Origin of the sequence: Sulfurospirillum diekertiae, assembly GCF_011769985.2 — a bacterium.
GTDB lineage: Bacteria > Campylobacterota > Campylobacteria > Campylobacterales > Sulfurospirillaceae > Sulfurospirillum > Sulfurospirillum diekertiae.
The window spans coordinates 1,193,687-1,213,673 of sequence record NZ_CP039734.2 but is presented as its reverse complement, the minus strand read 5'-3'; the positions used below and the strand labels follow the sequence as shown (position 1 = coordinate 1,213,673).

At 38.3% G+C, this 19,987-nt stretch carries 20 protein-coding genes; 6 read left to right on the top strand and 14 right to left on the bottom strand.

Annotated elements, in window-relative coordinates; all coding sequences use genetic code 11:
• Nucleotide 1: 1 nt before the first annotated feature.
• Together FA584_RS06195 and hypB are read right to left on the bottom strand one after the other, a co-directional pair.
• On the bottom strand, nucleotides 2-271 hold the full coding sequence (locus FA584_RS06195; protein WP_167750548.1) for a HypC/HybG/HupF family hydrogenase formation chaperone: 270 nt from the start codon (nucleotides 269-271) through the stop codon (nucleotides 2-4).
• A 2-nt stretch (nucleotides 272-273) separates the two neighbouring features.
• A complete protein-coding gene (hypB, locus tag FA584_RS06190) occupies nucleotides 274-1,083 on the bottom strand; it encodes a hydrogenase nickel incorporation protein HypB (RefSeq protein WP_167750547.1) in 810 nt (269 codons plus the stop codon).
• A gap of 100 nt (nucleotides 1,084-1,183) precedes the next feature.
• On the opposite strand from hypB, the gene FA584_RS06185 reads away from it, so the two are divergent.
• Nucleotides 1,184-1,867 carry a transposase gene (locus FA584_RS06185; RefSeq protein WP_167750546.1) on the top strand — a complete coding sequence of 228 codons (684 nt, stop codon included), beginning with the start codon at nucleotides 1,184-1,186 and terminating at the stop codon, nucleotides 1,865-1,867.
• Nucleotides 1,868-1,870: 3 nt separating this feature from the next.
• Here FA584_RS06185 and nikR read toward each other — a convergent pair whose 3' ends face one another.
• The 10 genes from nikR to FA584_RS06135 form a co-directional block, all read right to left on the bottom strand.
• The gene (gene nikR, locus FA584_RS06180; RefSeq protein ID WP_087438571.1) at nucleotides 1,871-2,284 is read right to left on the bottom strand and encodes a nickel-responsive transcriptional regulator NikR; all 414 of its coding nucleotides are present in this window, start codon (nucleotides 2,282-2,284) and stop codon (nucleotides 1,871-1,873) included.
• Nucleotides 2,285-2,361: 77 nt separating this feature from the next.
• Entirely contained in the window at nucleotides 2,362-4,581 is a 2,220-nt protein-coding gene (hypF, locus tag FA584_RS06175; protein WP_167750545.1) for a carbamoyltransferase HypF, read from the bottom strand.
• Nucleotides 4,571-6,244, bottom strand: coding sequence for a hypothetical protein (locus FA584_RS06170; protein WP_167750544.1), 1,674 nt, complete (start codon nucleotides 6,242-6,244; stop codon nucleotides 4,571-4,573). Before FA584_RS06170 ends, hypF begins: the two co-directional genes overlap by 11 nt.
• On the bottom strand, nucleotides 6,241-6,780 hold the full coding sequence (locus FA584_RS06165; RefSeq protein WP_087438568.1) for a HyaD/HybD family hydrogenase maturation endopeptidase: 540 nt from the start codon (nucleotides 6,778-6,780) through the stop codon (nucleotides 6,241-6,243). Before FA584_RS06165 ends, FA584_RS06170 begins: the two co-directional genes overlap by 4 nt.
• Before the next feature lie 12 nt (nucleotides 6,781-6,792).
• Nucleotides 6,793-7,470 (bottom strand): Ni/Fe-hydrogenase, b-type cytochrome subunit, encoded by a 678-nt coding sequence (cybH, locus tag FA584_RS06160; RefSeq protein ID WP_087438567.1) that lies wholly within the window; start codon nucleotides 7,468-7,470, stop codon nucleotides 6,793-6,795.
• Nucleotides 7,471-7,490: 20 nt separating this feature from the next.
• The gene (locus FA584_RS06155; RefSeq protein ID WP_167750543.1) at nucleotides 7,491-9,239 is read right to left on the bottom strand and encodes a nickel-dependent hydrogenase large subunit; all 1,749 of its coding nucleotides are present in this window, start codon (nucleotides 9,237-9,239) and stop codon (nucleotides 7,491-7,493) included.
• Nucleotides 9,240-9,254: 15 nt separating this feature from the next.
• Nucleotides 9,255-10,412, bottom strand: coding sequence for a hydrogenase small subunit (locus FA584_RS06150; protein WP_087438565.1), 1,158 nt, complete (start codon nucleotides 10,410-10,412; stop codon nucleotides 9,255-9,257).
• Between the two features lie 242 nt (nucleotides 10,413-10,654).
• A complete protein-coding gene (locus tag FA584_RS06145; RefSeq protein ID WP_167750542.1) occupies nucleotides 10,655-11,998 on the bottom strand; it encodes a nickel-dependent hydrogenase large subunit in 1,344 nt (447 codons plus the stop codon).
• A complete protein-coding gene (locus FA584_RS06140) occupies nucleotides 11,985-12,875 on the bottom strand; it encodes an NADH-quinone oxidoreductase subunit B family protein (RefSeq protein WP_096046574.1) in 891 nt (296 codons plus the stop codon). Before FA584_RS06140 ends, FA584_RS06145 begins: the two co-directional genes overlap by 14 nt.
• Nucleotides 12,872-13,462, bottom strand: coding sequence for a TetR/AcrR family transcriptional regulator (locus FA584_RS06135; protein WP_338055413.1), 591 nt, complete (start codon nucleotides 13,460-13,462; stop codon nucleotides 12,872-12,874). Before FA584_RS06135 ends, FA584_RS06140 begins: the two co-directional genes overlap by 4 nt.
• Before the next feature lie 115 nt (nucleotides 13,463-13,577).
• Between FA584_RS06135 and FA584_RS06130 the strand changes: the two genes are divergently transcribed.
• A complete protein-coding gene (locus tag FA584_RS06130; RefSeq protein ID WP_226372290.1) occupies nucleotides 13,578-13,967 on the top strand; it encodes a tellurite resistance TerB family protein in 390 nt (129 codons plus the stop codon).
• 28 nt (nucleotides 13,968-13,995) lie between these two features.
• Here FA584_RS06130 and FA584_RS06125 read toward each other — a convergent pair whose 3' ends face one another.
• The gene (locus FA584_RS06125; protein ID WP_096046571.1) at nucleotides 13,996-15,261 is read right to left on the bottom strand and encodes a glucose-6-phosphate isomerase; all 1,266 of its coding nucleotides are present in this window, start codon (nucleotides 15,259-15,261) and stop codon (nucleotides 13,996-13,998) included.
• Nucleotides 15,262-15,376: 115 nt separating this feature from the next.
• Between FA584_RS06125 and FA584_RS06120 the strand changes: the two genes are divergently transcribed.
• The 4 genes from FA584_RS06120 to FA584_RS06105 are packed head-to-tail and all read left to right on the top strand — an operon-like array spanning nucleotide 15,377 to nucleotide 19,284.
• Nucleotides 15,377-17,092 (top strand): YgiQ family radical SAM protein, encoded by a 1,716-nt coding sequence (locus FA584_RS06120; RefSeq protein WP_096046570.1) that lies wholly within the window; start codon nucleotides 15,377-15,379, stop codon nucleotides 17,090-17,092.
• A gap of 41 nt (nucleotides 17,093-17,133) precedes the next feature.
• On the top strand, nucleotides 17,134-18,381 hold the full coding sequence (locus tag FA584_RS06115; protein WP_096046569.1) for an MgtC/SapB family protein: 1,248 nt from the start codon (nucleotides 17,134-17,136) through the stop codon (nucleotides 18,379-18,381).
• 21 nt (nucleotides 18,382-18,402) lie between these two features.
• Complete coding sequence (locus FA584_RS06110) at nucleotides 18,403-18,714, top strand: thiamine-binding protein (RefSeq protein ID WP_096046568.1); 312 nt, start codon at nucleotides 18,403-18,405, stop codon at nucleotides 18,712-18,714.
• A 51-nt stretch (nucleotides 18,715-18,765) separates the two neighbouring features.
• Nucleotides 18,766-19,284: a diacylglycerol kinase gene (locus FA584_RS06105; RefSeq protein ID WP_096046567.1), complete on the top strand. Its 519-nt coding sequence runs from the start codon at nucleotides 18,766-18,768 to the stop codon at nucleotides 19,282-19,284.
• A 36-nt stretch (nucleotides 19,285-19,320) separates the two neighbouring features.
• Here FA584_RS06105 and FA584_RS06100 read toward each other — a convergent pair whose 3' ends face one another.
• Nucleotides 19,321-19,911: an NAD(P)H-dependent oxidoreductase gene (locus FA584_RS06100; RefSeq protein ID WP_096046566.1), complete on the bottom strand. Its 591-nt coding sequence runs from the start codon at nucleotides 19,909-19,911 to the stop codon at nucleotides 19,321-19,323.
• Nucleotides 19,912-19,987 lie beyond the last annotated feature (76 nt).

The following is a 19,987-nucleotide window of genomic DNA, read 5'->3' as shown; positions in this document are numbered from 1 at the left end:
TTCAAACATAATTACTGTTTCCTTCTTCATCACTGATCTCACCATCGCGCATCGCTTCAGCGATCTCATTATAAGCCGCAATGCTATCTTCGGCGTGTTCTTTACTGATCTTATTCATGGCAAATCCTACGTGAATAAGGACATAATCACCAATATTAACAGGCTCACTGATCAAATCAAGCGTTACCTTACGCTTAACACCCATGGTATCGACGGTTGCATAATTATTTTCATCAATTTCGATGACTTTAGAAGGTATAGATAAACACATGATTACCTCAATGCTTTTTTCATTTTTAAGTAATTGATCCACTGATCAATCCCTTTACCAGACTTACTGTCTATCTCGATGACATCGACTTTTGGATTGAGCTTTCGAGCCTCACGAATTGCTTTTTCAACATTAAAATCAAAATATGGCAACAGATCGCACTTTGTGATTAAGAACAGATCGGCACTTCGAAACATCACTGGGTATTTAGCTGGTTTATCATCGCCTTCTGGAACGGAAAGAAGTACGACATTAAGGTGACTTCCGACATCGTAACTAGCAGGACACACCAAATTGCCCACGTTTTCGATAAACACAACATCAAGCCCATCAATCGGTAAATGATGAAGCCCTTCGTGCACCATAAACGCATCCAAATGACACGCTTGACCTGTGGTGATTTGATGAGCCAATGCCCCCTTTGCAGTGATACGATCGGCATCTTGATTGGTCTCAAGATCGCCTTCTATAACTGCTAGTTTGATCTCTTTTGTATCAATCGTTGCTTCCAAAAGTGTTGTTTTTCCACTGCCGGGACTGCTCATTAGATTGATCGCCAAAACACCATGCTCTTCAAAATGCGCTCTATTGTGCGATGCTTGTGTGTCGTTCGCATCCAAAATCTTCGTAATGACAGCAATGGTTTTTTTGTCATTTAATTGAGGATTGGCATGAATTTCATCATGATTTTTGTGCTCATGGTGATCATGATCATGCGAATGACTATGCGTGTGACCATCATGATCGTGTTCGTGCGCATGTGCTGCTGACCATTGAGTAGGAGTAATTGAACAACCGCAATCTTTACACATTTTTAAGTCCTTGTCTCTATTTTTTCTCTATTATAGTAGAAGTCTTTAAACAAGAGATAAAAAAAGATGTTTCTTAGTTATTTTTAGGAAAAATACACTCATGAAAACAGATCAAAAGCAGTGCATTTTTTGCGGGAACAAAGCACTTTATTTCGTCTCTAAAACGCAATGCCGATGCGTTACATGTAAACGAACATTTAGCTATGTAAAATATGCACAAGAGATGACTATTTTGGAGTGTTTTATCGATAATAACAGTGCGTATGAATGTGCTACACTTTTAGGATTGAATTATCTTACCATCGCAAAAAAATATCAAAAACTACGTCTTTTACTGATAAGTCACTGTGAAGCTCTTTATGCAGAACAAACACAGACGTTTTCACAGTATGACGAATACTATTACCTTCCTACATGTAAAAGAGGAAAAAATAAATATCTTTTCGATGCTATCGGTATTTTAGGTATGGTGTACGGCGACTCTATTCACACCCTCTTACTCCCAGATCAATTTGCACACCTGAAAAATTTAGATGAAAATTCCATCGAAAAAGAGACCTATGCACGCTATCTTAACCAGCATAAAGTTGCGCACTACGAGAGTTTTGACAACGTCTTAACACGCTTTTGGAAATTTTTAGAGAGCTGGATGGATCACTTTAAAGGTGTGAGTAAAGAGAATTTTATCTATTATCTAAAAGAAGCGGAGTTTAAATTTAATTATACTCAAGAAAAACAGCGCCTCATTTTAGAGACGCTATGGAAGAAAAATCTTTACATGTAAAGATTATGAAGCGGGAATGGATGCTTCAACAAGTTTGGAGAATTTAACCCCTTTAAGCCCTGCAATCTTCTGTGCAAAGTCTTTCACTTCAGAAACTTTTCCCGTCACCATAATGGTTTCGAGACAATTTTCATGGCTTACATGTACATGAGTATTACACATAATATGTATTTTTGCATCATGTTGAATTTCCAAAATCTTCTGCACGAGCTCATTTTGATGATGCGTATAGATCATTGTCAAAACACCTATAACATCGCTGTTATCGTCTTGCCAATCATCTTTTACGATTTTCTCGCGAATTAGGTCTCTGGTAAATTCACTACGTGAAGCATAACCTTGAGCATCAACTTTTTTGTCAAGCTCTTCTAAAAGTTTTTCTGGAAGTGAAACACTAAAACGAATAATTTTATCCATGGTGTATCCTTTTTATATACTTCAACTACATTTTAATCATACTATTCTTTATTTATTTAAAGATAAAAATATTAATATTACTTTTGAAGTGATTTGTAGATCTGTCCAACACAAATTCCGCCATCATTGATTGCTAATTGTAACGGAAAATAGAGAGGTTGTGTGACATTTTGAAGTATTTGTTCCATGAGTGTGCGATTTTGAAACACTCCACCTCCAAGAACGATTGGATAAGTGTAACGATGACTTATGGTAAGAGCCATTTCGACCAATGTATTGATAAATTTAGAAGCAATCAGGTGTGGTTCTTTATCGTGAAGCATTTGAGCAAACATAGGTTTATAACGAATCATTTTATCGTCTATTTCAAATGTATAGCGATCTGTAATGGCAGGATCATACAGAGCTTCAATAAGCAAGCCACTTTCTCCATCATAACTTACATTTCCTTCCATTCCACACAAAACGGCAACGGCATCAAAGAGTCTTCCTACTGATGAGCATAGGGGTGAATTAATCTTTTTGGTGTAAATTTGTTTGAGACGTTTGAGTGCCTTTTCATCAAAATAGTCTAATAACAATGCATCAGCCTCGTCACCCAATACATCCCACAGAAGCGAAGCTAAAATGCGTTTAATCTCTTTAATGCTCGCATCTGCACCCAAAAGAGGAAAAGGTTCAAAAAAACATACACGTTCATAACCACTAGGATCACACACTAAAAACTCACCACCCCAAATCGTACCATCATCACCATACCCCGTACCATCCCATGCGATGCCTAACACTTTTCCGCTCAGTTTATGTTCACACATAGCAGAGAGAATATGTGCATAGTGATGCTGCACCTGAACAAAAGGAATATTTTGTCTTTTTACCCACTGTGTTGATACATAATTTGGATGCAAATCGCCGACGATCAGATCGGGTGTAAAATCATAAAATCGTGAAAAACGCTCTATCATCTTTTCAAATAGATCATTCGAGGCAATATTATCCAAATCACCAATATAAGGACTCACAATAATTTGGTGATTAAGATAGATAGCAATCGCGTTTTTTTGATGTGCGCCTACGGCTAAGATTTTCCGCTCATCCGATGAATCAACTCGAAAGCTCTTTGGAGCAATACCACGAGAAGAGCGCATCAAAAGCGTTTTATCACCAAGGTATTGTAAAACACTGTCATCACTGGAGTTGACTATTTCACGGTTATAATCCAGATAATACTCCACAACGTCATGAAGCTTTTGTTTTAAAACAGTTACTTCGCTAATAATGGGCTCACCAGAGCGATTGGCACTGGTTGCCACGATAGGGTTTTTGAGGTACTCAAAAAGCATTACATGTAAAGGTGTATAAGGTAAGAAAACACCAAGACGATCGATGCGAGGGGCAATGAGTCCACTGATTTTAGAAGCCTTAACATTGCGCTTTACAAGAACAATCGGGCGAAGCAGAGAGCAAATACCCTCTTCTTCTTGAGCACTTAAAATACACTCTTCTTTGATCGCTTCTATAGTTTTAAACATAACAGCAAACGGTTTGGAAGGTCTGTGTTTACGCTCTCTCAAGCTCGCTAACACCCTGTCGCTTGTGGCATCACAAATGAGATGAAAACCTCCCATGCCTTTGAGTGCTACAATATGCCCAACATTAATCAAATCCGCTAATTTAACAATCGCCGCTTCATTTGTCGCCAATAGTTCTCCATTAATGGAACACAAAGAGAGTGTTGGTCCGCATGTTGGACAGCTGATAGGTTGCGCGTGATAGCGGCGATCAAGAGGATTTGTGTATTCACTTTGGCACGCTTCACACATTACAAAGGGTTGCATTGAAGTGTATGGACGATCATATGGAACAGTTTTGATAATGGAATAGCGAGGTCCACAATGTGTACAGTTGATGAAAAAGTAGTGATAGCGTCTGTTGTTTGGATCATACAATTCTTTCAGACAATCATCACAAATGGACATATCGGGTAATACAAGAGAAGATTTTGTACTTGCTTCATCACTTTGTCGAATTTCGAAGCGTGTATCATTTTTACATGTAAGCCTATTTTTTTGCCAGAAATCAATGCGCGCAAGTGGAGGAAGTTCTTTAAACAAAGCCTGTTCAAACGAATCAAGGCTCTCTTCAAATCCTTCTATCTCAATGATGACACCTTTAGAATTGTTAAGCACAAAACCTTTTAAATGAAAGCGTAAGGCAAGTGTATAGACAAAGGGGCGAAAACCAACCCCTTGGACAATACCTTCTATATGATAAATCAGACGAGATTTACTGATCAATCGGCAATTCTTTATTCAAGCAGATCGTATGATTTGGCTTGATGTTTTTTGAAAGCATCTCTGTAAAACGTTTATAGCCAAACAGTGAACCACACAAAGCAATTTTACTTGAAGTAAGATTATCTTTGTGAGAATCAGCCATATCGGAGAGGAAAAAAGAGAGACTTTCCATACAACCAAAACTCAATGTTATTGTGTCCGTTCCAGCGAGTTTGTAACTCATACCACTGCGGAGCAACCTAACATAATTCAAATCAGAACTAAGTGCATCCTCTTTTTCCAAATAATAGTCAATACGTGGACCTTTTTGACCACCAAAATCTTCGGCATTTTCAATGAGTTGTTCAGCAGCGCGATCAAAATTATCACTAATGCCTAGTACGATTGCTACAATTTTCCAAAGGGAATAAATACTCTTTGGTAATGTGTTTGGAATAACTGTATGAATTATTTTTTCGTACAGTTCAGGAAACTGTTCCTTATAACTGGCAACAAGACGCTCAGCACTAGGACTACTTCTCTCAATTTCTGCAAAAAGCTCAGCAAATGAACTTGGCAGTAAAATTTCCACAAGATTAAGCATGCCATTTTCTTTGGAATAGTGCATGACACGATCATTATGAGTTCGACTAAAATAAAAACAGCTCAACGCTGTATCAAAAAGCTTATGCTCTTGTAAAATAGAAGCCAATGCTGCATGGGAAGGTTCATCAAATTTTTTCAAACTTCCTTTGAGCGCCTCAGAAGCATAACTTTTACCTTGAACAATTAAAATAGTCCCATTTTCAAGGACACTTACCACTAATGGCTCTAGCGCTTTCAAAGTTTGTTCATAATCAACGCTGTACAGACTTTGACACTCTTTAGGAGAAGCTTTAAAAAGGAAATGAACCCCTTTTGCAAAGAGTCGTTTAGAGAGTTGATACAAGAAAAGATCATCTGCAAGTCTTAACATGACGCGAGCTTCTTGAAAAATCTCTTTTTGTGCGAACAGTGCATTTACTTTAAAACGAATTGAAGGGCGCTCTAAAGAGGCAAGCGCTTTGATCTCATTTTCTCTACTGACAACCATGCGCTCAACAACCGATAAATCCGTTGCAATCACTTCAGGAAATACAACATGAGAACATGCAGAGATGTTTTCAATTTTGCCAAAAACAAAATGGCCATTTTTAGTTTGGATGGCTATATTTTCACCTGCAACAATCAGTTCAGAAACTTTTTCATAAAGCGATTCATAGCCTTCTGTCATGTTTACATGTAAAAGATTTTTTCCCTCATGTACAAGATGAATAGACGCATCTTTTGGTACAACAACAAAAGGAGAAAGATACTGAGGAGAACTTGGTGCATCCACTGAAGCTAAAATTTTAGGTGTAAATTCTACGGTATATGCCATTGATGGCAATACTTCTTCTTCCTCAGGCATGCTTTCTAAAACTTCAACACTGGAAGACTTAAAAAAGATAGACAATGGAAGCGAAGAAGAAAGAGTATCTGCAAAAGTGCCTAAACGAACTTCATCGGCATCAATAAACAGTGTTACAATCGATTCTTTACGTATAATTTTATGTACAATACCAAAATCATTTGCAATTTCTTTCAATAAATTTTCTAAAATACCATTATATGATATATAATTAAACTCAAATGCTAAAATCATCGATCCCCCAAACAGGACGTATTTGCCACACTTTGGATGTCAATATCACTGATTTGCTGATATGTAAATCCAAGTTCACTCAAATGTTTTAGTAAAACATTTTCCATAATACCACTGCCTTTGACGACAGCATCTGTAAGTTGTAACGTTGTATCTTCTATAACTTCTGGAATTATACCAATAATTTTTGTAGGAGGACGATCTCCTACCATATCCATCATATTAAGTGTTTGAAGCATCTCGACTTCATGAACACTCCCTTGCCATGTGATTGTATTAGGAACATTTTCAAAATCGAAGAAATAAACATCTCCAATTTCTCCATCTCTTGTATCAACACAATCTAATACAATGACATAGTCATACTCAGCAATAATGGGAATTAAACGCTCCGCTAGTGTACCACCATCAATAAAGGTAAGGGTATGTTCGGGAGAAGAAAACGCATATTTTTGTTCAACAAGACGGCAAAGATGAACTCCGACGCCTTCGTCGGAGAACATTACATTGCCAATGCCTAAAATCAACACTTTCAAGTAAAAACTCTCTTAGTGTTTTGGATCGTGTTTAAGAAACTTATAACCACTGAAAATCGCATCCAAAGAGCCCTCTTTACCCATGATTGAGTTAAAGATTGCCATATAGATATGAATTGGTAAGAAGATCAAAATACCCCACATAACAATGTGGTGAATTTCTCTAACCATTGCGAGTCCACCCATCATTGCTTCGATTGGACGCATATAGTCATATAAGAAGAGACCAATACCGCCACCTTGATAACAATTGACATACAAAATGAGACCTGTTAAGCTGATGATAAAAATCATTGCATAAAGTCCCACATAAGCGATAAATTGCAACGGATTATAGACACCTTTTAAATGAGGATGTTCTCCCATAAAAAGGTAATATTTAAGCTGTTGAAACCATATCTTTGGACTGATGAAATCTACAAACGATACTCTCTCTTTTGAACTGATACCATCAAGGCAAAAAAGGTACGTTTTGTAGAGTGTAATTGCAATCAATAAAAACCCTGCAATTTCATGCCACATTCTGAACTTTGCATTCAAGAAGAGGATAGGCTCATCTGATGATTCAGGAGCGATGAATACATAGGCCAAATAAAACCCTGTCACCGTTAATACAAAAATAGCGATTGCCCTTAGCCAGTGCGTCCAACGAAGCCCTGCTGAGAACTCAAATTCTACATTTCTTTTCATTGTTAGACTCCCTTTCGCTTTTAGCAAGACGCGCCGTTAACATTGACCTTATAACTGCTCATCTCATTCCCTTTTGTATCCATTACATGTACAGCACATGCAAGACATGGATCATAAGAGTGGATGATTCTTACAATTTCAAGCGGTTGAGAAAGATCAGTGATCTTTAAACCAATTAAAGACTCTTCATAAGATCCTCTAACACCTTTAGCGTCTTTTGGACTTGCATTCCAAGTTGTTGGAACAACTGCTTGGTAGTTTTCAATCACGCCATTTTTGATTTTAACCCAGTGACTAAGAACACCACGAGGAACATGTCCAATATAGCGACCTTTGTACTCTTTATTTTTGTCGATTTTATAGCTTGCACAGGTAGCATCATCAACTTTAAGATTATTAATCAATGCGGTAAATGCTTCCATACCGTTATCAGCTACAACTTTGGCTTCAATCATACGACATGCTGTACGACCGAGTGTTGAAGCTACAGCAGTAATAGGAAGTCCTGTATCTTTCAAGAATTTATCAACGACAACTTTAACGCGTTTGTTACCAAGCGCATAGTTAATAACGATATTTGCCAATGGTCCAACTTGAAGTGGTTTACCATCATAACGAGGAGCTTTAACCCATGTATATTTACCATTTTCATCAATAACTTTAGTTGCAGCAAGCTCACCTTTATCATTGACAGTTTGTGCATCTTTAAAGCCAGTATAATTAGGCTCTTGACGACCCTCGTATGGATGATATGCAGCGTTATCTTTATACCAAGAACGTGTTGCTTCTTCAGTGATTTTACTCTCATCCAATGTTTGAACTTTAAATGGTTTGCCAGTGATTAAATTAACCACATCTTCACCCATCATAACACCACTCTCAAACAAGAAGTCTTTAGCATTAATTTGGAACTCTTTTTCAGTAAAGAGATTTGCAACACCCAAACCACCTGTGACACTTGGCTCTTTTGAATAAGCAAGTCCAGCCATAACAACATCAGGATAGTAAGCATGATTTACAAAGTCTGCCATCTCTTTAAATTTCGTCATATATTCACCCAAACGAGCTGGGTCTTGAAGATCCATAACACACGTTACACCACCAACGGTTAAGCTTTGTGGATGTGGTTGTTTTGCACCAAAGATAGCCATCATTTGTGCAGCAGTTCTTTGAAGTTCAAGTGCTTTAAGGTAGTGAGAAACAGCAATTAAGTTTTGCTCTGGTGTTAATTTGTAGGTTGCATGTCCCCAATACGCATTAGCGAATGGTCCAAGATTTCCTTTTTTAACAAATTCCGCTACTCTTTTTTGAGTTGCCATAAGGATGTCTGCACCGCATGCAACAGGAGAGTCTGTGTATTTAAATGCCTCTTCCGCAGCTTTACGTGGATCTGCTTTAAGCGCTGAAACAACATCAACCCAGTCAAGTCCATGAAGATGATAGAAGTGTACAACGTGATCATGCAAGAAAAGTGCATTGTTCATCAATGTACGTGTTAGTTTTGCATTAAGAGGAGGCTCAATTCCTAGAGCATTCTCAACTGCCATAATACCTGCTTTATAGTGAGAGTATGTACAAACACCACAAATTCTTTGTACCATAAAACCAGCATCTCTTGGATCTCTGCCTTTAAGGATAGTTTCAATACCTCTCCAAAGTGTTGAAAAAGAGTATGCTTCTGTAACAACGTTGTTATCATCTACAATAACTTCAACTCTTAAGTGTCCTTCAATTCTGGTGATTGGATCTACTACGATTCTTTTACTCATTTACTTATCCTTCTCTTATTCTTCAGTTTTTCCACTGCCCTTAACCGCAGCAATTGCCGCATGAGCCGCAATACCTACCGCAGTTGCAGTGAGAAGCGCAACACCAACTTTATCAGCAGTTTTATCAGCACCATCGCCATAAACTGTTTTATAAAGTCTATCACCTAGTGGCTCTTCAAATGGTCCCATATTGTCCCAGAAACCTGGTTCTGAACAGCCAATACAGCCGTGACCTGCTTGAACTGGCCAAGAAGTATGTTGGTTAAATCTCTCACGTGAACAGTTATTAAAAGTATAAGGACCTTTACAACCTACTTTATAAAGACAGAAACCTTTTTTTGCACCAGCATCGCCAAATTCTTGTACGAACTCGCCCGCGTCAAAGTGACCACGTCTTTCGCAAAGGTCATGAATTCTAAAACCATAAGCCCATTTTGGACGATTGTATGCATCAAGTGCTGGAAGTGTGCCAAAAAGAATATAGTGAAGTACGTTACCGACAATATTTTTCTCACTTGGAGGACAGCCTGGAACATTAATAACAGGTTTATTGGTTACTTTACTAAGTGGTTGTGCATTGGTAGGATTTGGATGAGCCGCTTGAATACCACCAAAACTTGAACAAGAGCCAATAGCAAAAATAGCTGCTGCAGAATCTGCTGCTTTTTGTGCACTTTTTTGACCTGTTTGGCCATGTGGTCCAACGGTTAAGAAGAATTCACTGCTTCCTGCAGGAATACCACCTTCAACCATTAAAATGTATTTACCTTTATATTTTTCAATAGCACTCTCTAAATTGTGCTCAGCCTGCCAACCACAAGCAACCATCAAAGTTTCATGATACTCTAATGAGATATGATCAAAAATCAAACTATCGATTGTTGGAGCGTCTGTTCGAAGCAAACTCTCACTACAGCCCGTACATTCTGCCATATGCAACCAAATAACAGGCAAACGATCTGTCAATTCAGCAGCTTGCGCCATAAGTGGTGTAAATTCTGAAGGTAAAGACAACATTGCAGTGACACCTGCTGCCCACTTCATAAAATCTCTACGGCTAATTCCATGTTCTTCCATTAGTGCCGCAATAGATTTGTCCTCCTTAATACGGGGGAACTTCTCAAGATTGCTAAGTCGCTCAGCAAGCCTTTCGTACAGTTTAGCATGTTCCATAAATCTCTCCTGTGTAAATTTTCCAAGATCAAAAAGTTAAGGCATTATTCAGTAAATAGACAATAGTTATTTACCTGAATGACTATTCACTTAGAATTAAATCAAAAAACGTTTCACAATCAGCAGAAAACAAACAATATTAAGTGCAATTTAAAGTAATAGAGTAAAAATGTAACAAAGAAAGAAGATAAAAAGTGTATTATATTAAAAATGGCTAAATTGTCACACCGATAATGACCTGATTATTGGGTCGTACAAACCGAACATACATCAAAACTTTTCAGGATAAAATCGGCTTTGGTAAATGAATTTAGACCAATAATTGCCTTTTGTGCGGTGGAAGGATTTTCACGATTACCATTTCCAAGGTTCCAAACGGTTGGTGTGATGATATTGTATAACTCAATGACTCCGTTGCGAACATCCACCTGATGAATGAGCGTTCCTCTTGGTGCTTCAATAATCCCTACACCCTCTCCACTTAAACTATGAATATCTTTTTTGGGAGGATAAAAAGAGGGCTCTTTTAGATTAAGCTTAGAGAGAAGTTGCTTGGTACGCGCAATCAAATGGGCACATTCTACCGCACGAGCCACCACTCGCGTGAGCGCTGCATCTTTAAAGCGTCTATGAAAATCACGCATGAGTGGCTCTTTTGCTACCATTAAGCGCGCCAATGGTCCTACTTCACAATAGCTTTTTTTGTATTGAGCACTTTTTGAATACGTATACCCTTTGTGCTTGTCTTCAAAGAAGGTGTGTTCTAAACTTTCCTGTACATATTTGACATCTGCCCCTAGAACAGCTGTTTTGGAAGCTTTAAGGCTTCCTTCGTACATATAAGATTTTCCCAAAGCTAAAAAGCGGTCATAACTTCTGCCTAAACGATCAAATCCCTGTTTGAGCATCTCATCAATGCCATAAGAGAGTGCAGAAGGTACTGACATGACTTGAAGAGCTGAATCAAAACTCAAAAATTCTTCTAAAGGCATGCCATAAAAATGCTCTTCACAAAATGAAATCACAGAATCTAAACATCCAATCGCGCTTACAACATCACTTTGGAGCGGATCGCATGTCACGCCACCTGCCATTACAAAAGAGCCATGCGGCCATTGTCCCGTAAAATGTGCCCCCATTTTTAGACTTTCCATAATGGCATTTTGCGCTTGAAACCACTGCTTCTCTTTATAAGCATTGCCGTGATACGTTGGATCGGCAACTCGTTTAAGTTCTGGCAAAATGGAGAAAAAATACCATTTGATATGATTGTGAATCTTCTCAGCATTCAGTGCGATTTCACGAATATCATTGGCTTTTTGGCTTACATGTAAAGATTCACCTTGATTTTCAAAAATAGATTCGATCGCTAATACAGAGGCAATAGCATGAGAATGCGAGCAGATACCGCATACGCGTGGTGTCAAAGCCAATGCATCGAGCAAAGGTCGCTTTTTCAAAATCTCTTCAATTCCACGGTAATTAAAAAATTTGATTTTGGCAAAGGTGACCTGTTCGTTGTCCCATTCAAGTTCTAAGGTAGCTTCACCCTCTATTCGTTCGATAATCTCTTTAGTGATTTTCATCTATCAGCTTCTTTTCAAGTCTCTCTATCTTAAAACTTTTAGCAACACCTGCTACTGTATAATAAGCACGTTTGCTGATACCAAAAGGCGTTTGAGGTAATGACATATTTTTTTGTGTCTCAAACAGAGCGCGACGAGGAAAGTCAAATTCTGTACATCCAAGACAAGGTGAACCTGCCCTCGTTTTAGAACTAACCCCATTCCAAAGAATTTTATTGCAATTAGCATGGCTCATCGGTCCTTGGCAACCATGTTCGTAGAACAAACACCCCTCTTTTTCGCCTAACTGTTTGCTATCCACTTTCCATTCAAAATATTCATTACGTAAACAACCATGATGCGCAAGATACGCAAAGACCTCTTTAGGACGCAAAAATTCATCTAAAAGGAGTGTGTCTCTATCTCGTAACGCGAACAGTGTTTCAACAAGCCATCTTGGATGCAGTGGACAACCTGGAATATTAACAACATTGCTCTTTTCTAACCAATAACCACCTTTCTCTTTACCGCTAAATAATGCTCCCGTAATTTTTTCAGGATCGCGAAGCCTAAAAATACCACCAAAGCTCGCACAGCTACCTGCACAAATAATATGCTTGGCTCTTTTCGCAAAATTATCAAGAATCTCATAAAAAGGGATACCAAAACGTTGAAGTAAACGCTCATCATGGCTTAAAGCACCTTCTATAATCAAAAAATCAAAGTGCTCATTACTCTCGAGTACTGTACTAAAACTCTGTGCACCACAGATTAATGGATGATAGATCATCTCAAAAGAAGAGGCAAAACTTGGCATCTGAGGGTAATTCAAAAAAGAGTGACTGTTACCATTACATGTAAGACCTTGAAGCCAAACAATGGTTGATTTGTGTTTCATTGATTCTTTTTGAGTGCGTTATAAATATTCAACGCAATATCATCGACGTAATAATTAAGATCTTTTTCCAAGACGCCTTCACCATTGAGAAAAACAAATCCACCAAGATAGCCCATAAACAGTCCAAATGCTGAGAAAAAATCTTGGTTTCGAAGCTCACCAGAGGCAACGCCCTCTTCAAAAAAAATCATCAGTTCTGTCACAAAAGAAGAGACACAGAGCATCCCTTCGCAACCATCTTTAAAAACCTCTTTATTCGCAAGATAGACACGTAGAAAGTAATTAATATGCTGTGGTTTAGAGGTTGCCATTTCAAAATAAATCGCAACGATTTTACGTATTTTTTCTTTCGCACTCCCTTCTTCTTCATTGACGGTACGTATTGCAGCACCCAAAATATCGGAAGAGTATTTAATGATTTCCTTAGCAAGAATCTCTTTGGAAGAAAAATAATTGTAGAGATTTCCAACACTCATCCCCATAGCTTTTGCAATATCAGGAATTGTAGTGGCGTAAAAACCTCGTGTTGAAAAGAGCAGTAATGCTGCATCCAAAATTTTTTCACTTTTTCGAATTTTTTTATCCACGGGATAAATCCTTCAAAATGGATTTTTTTAATTCTATCATGTTTATTAATATTTATTTAAAATGTTTTACTATAATTTCATTGATCCATTACCAAAGGAGTACAAATTGTTACTTATGAAACTCAAATCTGAAGAAAAATTTGCTTTTTTACAGCTTTCTCAGTATGTTGCCAATCTCGATGGCGAGTATGGTCCTAAAGAACGCGAGATTGTTGAAGAATACTGCACTGAAATGGGCATTGAAAATATAGAAATTGATTTAAAGCATTTTGTGTTAGAGGATACTTTAACAATTTTTAGATCATCCCAAAGTCAAAGAATTATCTTACTCGCGTTGATGGTATTAGTCCATGTAGATGATAAATTTGGTATTAATGAAAACAGAGTCATCGATAAAATTGCACAACATTTCAATCTTACAGAACAAGAAATCAATCTTTTTTCAATGTGGGGGAAAATGGGTTCAGCCTTGTATGAACAAGCACTTGTCTTTACAGCCGTTTAGAAAGGTTGGGGAAATCCCAACCTCTTTTTTATTTACCTTTTTTAGGAAAGGTTTTTTTCTCTTCGATTAATTTACCCTCAAGAATCTTTTTACCACTCTCAACACCGGGTTGATCATACGTATTTACATTCATCATTTGTCCTACCAGTGAGGTCAAAAGTTCATAATAAAAAATCAATTTACCAATGTTCTCTTCATCAATATGTTGAAGGGTAATCGTGTCAATAGGAATGTCTTTTTTATCTAAAAGCGCTTCAATCGTTGAATCGGCTTGCAAGTTAATGAGGTCACAAAATGCAATTCCATTCATCAAATCTAACCCCTCTAACTCTTTAAGCGTTATTGCAGGGATTTTGATTTTATCGTCAAAATTTTCGATTTTAAGCACCGTAACACTTTTATCACGAAGTCCCTCAACGATAAGCTGTAAGAAAGAGTGTTGATCTTTGGGGCCAATCAAACCAACCGGTGTAAGACCAACGTTGATACTACTTTGTTTCTGTTTTTTACCCAAACTCTCACCCCAAAGTTGTACATACCAATCGGTAAAACTGTCTAAACTTTCAGAATAAGCAAAAAGGGTATTGATGTTGTAGTGCATGGAGTTTTTAGCGTAATAGGTTGCTTTTTTGAGAATCGTCTCTTTGATATAACCATCTTCAAAAAAGCTTTTCTTAATCGCTTTAGCACCATCGAGTAATCGTTGAATATCGACACCAACCAAAAGTAATGGTGCAAGTCCTGCTGCACTTAAAACAGAAAAACGTCCACCGACATTAAGAGGAATATGCAGAACAAACGAGTTAAATGTTTTGGCATGTGCTTCCAGTTTTGAGCCATCATCGGTCACAAATGTAAAGCGATAATCGAGAGAAATGTCTTTAGCTTTTAACAAAGAAAGAACATACTTATAAACAGAAACTGTTTCAATGGTTGTACCGGATTTGCTAATGACAAAAAAATGCGTATTTTTGATATCTAATTTGTTGAGCGTAGAGCGAATGGATGCAGGATCGGTACTCTCAAACAAATGCAAGCGTTTGTCAAAATCACGAATACCTTGTAACGCTCTAAAAATTGCTTTTGGTCCCAAGGAACTTCCACCAATACCGATAATTGCGATATCTTTAATCGCATCGTAATCATTTTTAGATTTAAAATCTGCTAAGTAGTCTTCGAGATAACTGATCTCTTGATCGGGCAGTGCATAGTAGCCAATAGTATTTTGTTCGGCTATGATTTTTTCAAAGATGCCCTCTTCTACTTTAATGTTAAAATAGAGTGAATTTTTCAAACGTATCCTCCAAATGATAATTGGTGTGATATTACTACGAAGAATCTTAAAGAAAGCCAAACAAAATGGAGATTTTGTTATAGTAATAAGACTAAAAAAAGCCGATGGGAGCGTTATGTTTTTACCTACAACACGTGAAGAGATGTACCAAAGAGGATGGAAGCAACTCGATATCATTCTTATCACCTCCGATGCCTATATAGATAGCCCTTATATGGGTGTATCGGTTGTAGGGCGTGTGCTCGAACATGCGGGCTATAAGGTGGGTATTATCGGTCAGCCGGATGTCAAAAGTGATGTTGACATTACCCGTCTGGGTGAGCCCAAACTCTTTTGGGGCGTGAGTGGTGGAAGTGTGGACTCTATGGTCTCCAACTATACGGCGACAAAGAAGTTTCGAAATAGTGATGATTATACACCAGGTGGCATCAACAACAAACGACCTGATCGCGCCAGTTTGGTCTATACCAACCTCATCCGCCAATATTTTAAAAATACCGTGCCTATTATGCTTGGTGGCATTGAAGCCAGCCTAAGACGTGTCACGCATTATGATTTTTGGAGTAATAAACTTCGTAAACCCATTTTGTTTGATGCCAAGGCGGACTACCTTTTGTACGGTATGTCCGACAAGAGCATTGTTGAATTTGCCGATGCGCTTAAAGAAGGTACCCAGCCTTTACATGTAAAAGGACTTTCGTACATTTCCAAAGAGCCAAAGGCTGAGTATATCGCCCTTCCAAGCCATGCTGAAACAGTTGCTGATAAACTTAAATTTATGGATATGTTCGACCTGTTTTACCATAATAATGATCCAATTTCAGCCAAAGGACTCTGCCAAAAAGTAGATGATCGTTACCTCATCCAAAACCCACCTGCACTTTACCTTACCACAGAAGAGATGGATGAAGTGAGTCGTTTACCTTTTATGCGCGATGTCCATCCTTATCACAAAAAAGAGGGTGCGGTTAAAGCACTGGAGACCATCAAATTTTCCATTTCTACGCATCAAGGCTGTTATGGTGAGTGCAACTTCTGCGCCATTACAGTCCATCAAGGCAAAACAATTCGAAGTCGTAGTGAGAGTTCTATTCTCAACGAGGCAAAACACTTTACGACGTATAAAGATTTCAAAGGCATTATCTCCGACCTTGGAGGACCAACGGCCAATATGTACGGTTATGAATGTGCTAAAAAACTTGCCAAAGGTGCGTGTGAAGATAAAAGCTGTATGTTCCCTAAACTCTGTAAGGCGCTTAGACCTACGCATAAAAGACAGCTGGATTTGCTGCGAAAAGTAAGAGCGCTTCCAGGGATTAAAAAAGCATTTGTGGCTTCAGGCATTCGCTATGATCTTATTAGTGAAGATAAAGCGTATGGCTACGAGTATCTTAAAGAGATTGTGGAATATCATATCAGTGGACAGATGAAGATTGCACCGGAACATATTGATGATGAAATTTTGGGGTTAATGGGCAAACCGGGCAAAGAAGCTTTGGTTGAATTTAAAACGCTCTTTGACAGGCTGACACATGAGTCAGGCAAAAAACAGTTTTTGACTTACTATCTTATTGCCGCACACCCCGGTTGTGAAGAGAAACATATGCACTCCTTAAAACAGTTTGCGAGCAACGTACTCAAAATCAATCCTGAGCAAGCGCAAGTCTTTACGCCAACCCCTTCGACGTACTCTACGCTTATGTATTACACAGGACTTCATTTTAAAACACGCCAACCGCTTTTTGTCGAAAAAGATACTCTCAAAAAAGAGAAACAAAAAGAGATTGTGGTGGCAAAAGAGCATAAATTTCGCAGTGGACTTGACAGTTGATGTAACCAAATTGAGGTAAAATAACGCCAAAGAGGTCAACAATGGATACGCTTGTTTTTCAAAACATTATTATCGCTATTGTTCTTGGACTACTCATTGGTTTACAGCGTGAAATGAATCTTTTGTATGCCAACCGCAAGAAGGATTTTGGAGGAGCACGCACGTTTGCACTCATCTCGCTCATAGGGTATCTCTCTGCGTGGCTGAATGCGTCTGTTCCTTATGTCCTCATTGCTTCTGTCTGCGTTTTAGGGGCTCTGTTGATGGGTGCGTATATGCTCAATCGAACACCCACTGAAAATGGCATGACCACAGAATTTTCAGCACTGGTGGTTTTTTTCTTAGGGGTTCTGCTTGCTTATGAGAAAATAACGCTGGCTGTGTTTGTCGCCATGAGTGTCCTTTTTATCCTCAATCTTAAAGAGAAGATCCAAACCTATGAAAAAGTGATTAAGAAGCAAGATCTGAGCGCTATGATTCTTTTTTTAATGATGAGCTTTGTTATTTTGCCGCTTTTCCCCGATGAACCGCTTGATCCTTGGGGTTATTTCAATCTTTACAAAATTTGGCTGATGGTTGTTTTGGTTGCAGGCATCTCTTTTTTAGGTTATATCGCTGTACGTCTTGTGGGCGTCAAACATGGTATTGGTTTAGCAGGTTTACTAGGCGGTATTGTCTCTTCCACCGCTGTTGCTCTTAGTCTTGCAAGACGCTCAAAAGAGAATCCTTCCCTTTCCAAAAATCTAGCGATTGGTATAGGGCTTGCCTGCTCCATTATGCTTTTTCGTATTTACATAGAGCTTTTTATCATCAATGCCGTGTTAGCACACGAGATTTTATACCCTGTTTTGATCGCTTCTGGTGTTGGGTATCTCTATCTTGGCGTTCTCTATATGATCACTGCAAAAGAAACCATCATTCAAGAGACCGTGTTTAAAAATCCCTTTCAACTCTCTGAAGCACTTATTTTAGGACTTTTGTTTGGTGTTGTCATCGCTCTTGTCAAATTTGCAGATACCTCCTTTGGCGAATTAGGCGTTTATATTATCTCGTTTATTTCAGGCTTAACCGACACTGATGCCATAGCACTTTCACTTGCATCTTTGTCCCAAAATGGGCTCAATGGCACAACCGCGTTAAACGCCATCACACTTGCGATCATTGCGAATTCATTGCTTAAAAGTCTGATTGTTTTTCTATTGGGTACGAGGAGTATTGCCTCTTATGTTGCGGGCTATCTCGTGCTGACGATTGGTACATTTTGTGGTGTTTATTATGCAGTATTGTAGTTTACATGTAAAGGAAAAAATATGTCCGTTTTAATGGAATTTAGTATGTTCCCTCTAGAGGGAGAAGGCAGTAAAAGTGGTGATGTCGCACGCATCGTCAAAATGGTTCATGAAAGTGGTTATAGTTACAAGCTTACACCGATGAGTACGGTGGTTGAGACACCAACAATGCGTGAAGCGCTTAAACTGATTGAAGAGGCTTATGCGCTCTTAGAAGCCTGTGGACGCGTGTATGCCTGTTTGAAATTTGACATAAGACCCAACCGAGAAGATGGTATGCACCAAAAAATTGAATCCGTACAGAATAAACTCGACTGTCTTATTACCATTTAAAAAATTTTCATTATGCCGATTTGCTATTACGTTTAAATAAGGGGGCAACTTATGCAAACCATAGGGGCAAATAATTACAACAGTTCAAACCATTTTGGTTTTTCATTTCAAACCAGCAGTGGTGATGTCATTGACCTTAGTTTGTATGATGATCGCTCAATGAGTGTTTCCCAAGAACAGAGTGATACCACGCAAACGACGATTCTGTCACTTTCTCATGCCTATGGCTATCAGTTTCATTACAAAGGAAATGGCATTGATGCTAACGATCAAAAAGAGATTGATGCTGCGATGAAAACCATTCAACCTAAACTGGACGAATACTTTAAAACAGTTCAATCTTCCTCTTCAGAAGATGCAACCACCACCAATACCGCTTTTGATATTAACACGATCTTACCGAAAACAAAAGATCTCAATACCCAAAATTACCTCAATGATAGTCTACTTAAATCGTTGGACAAAATTTTAGAACAATCGCACAATCAAAACGAAAAAATGCTCCAAAAAGCACAAAAATTGTTTGATCGTATTTTAAAGCAGCAACAGGGGTTTGATCTTTACATGTAAAGAAGATGGTGGCATGAAATCACGCCACCCTAAGCGTTATTTGAAGGTTTTTTCTAAATGCGCGTGAAAACGTACTTTTTCTTTTGCTAAATCCAAATCACCTTTGAAAATGTCATGAACTGAGAAAGTTTTTAAAGGTTCTGCGCCACAAAATTGAAAGGTTTTGTGCGTGGCAACATTGGCTTCATCAAGGCTAAGCCCTTCAAAAAAGCCCTCTTTATTGCTAAATTCACTCGTTGGACAGTTATAGGTGATGGAGAGCATATACGTTTTACCTTGCATCAAACCGCCACTTCCATAACGTTTTGTTGCATCACTTCTGGTTCTGCCATCACTCTCATACGTCACCGTTCCTTGCCCTGCTGAAAAAATCTCATCGATATATTTTTTTGTCATCCAAGGCACGCCCATCCAATACGTTGGAAATTGAAAAAGGATAATATCGGCCCATGCAAACTTTTCGACTTCTTCTTTAACGCTATAGTCACTCTCGACAACACTGTGCTTGATGGCATAGCCCTCTTTGTGAAAGAATTCTGTCGCCGTATCGATGTAAAACTGTGTGAGTTTTCCCTCTGCTACATGTTCATAGTATTGATGACCGTTGATGATCAGTACATTTTTCATCGCATTTCCTTTTTTTTGTTGTTTATTGAGGAATATTATAGACGTAATATACTTAATTTATCTTTACAATACTTTA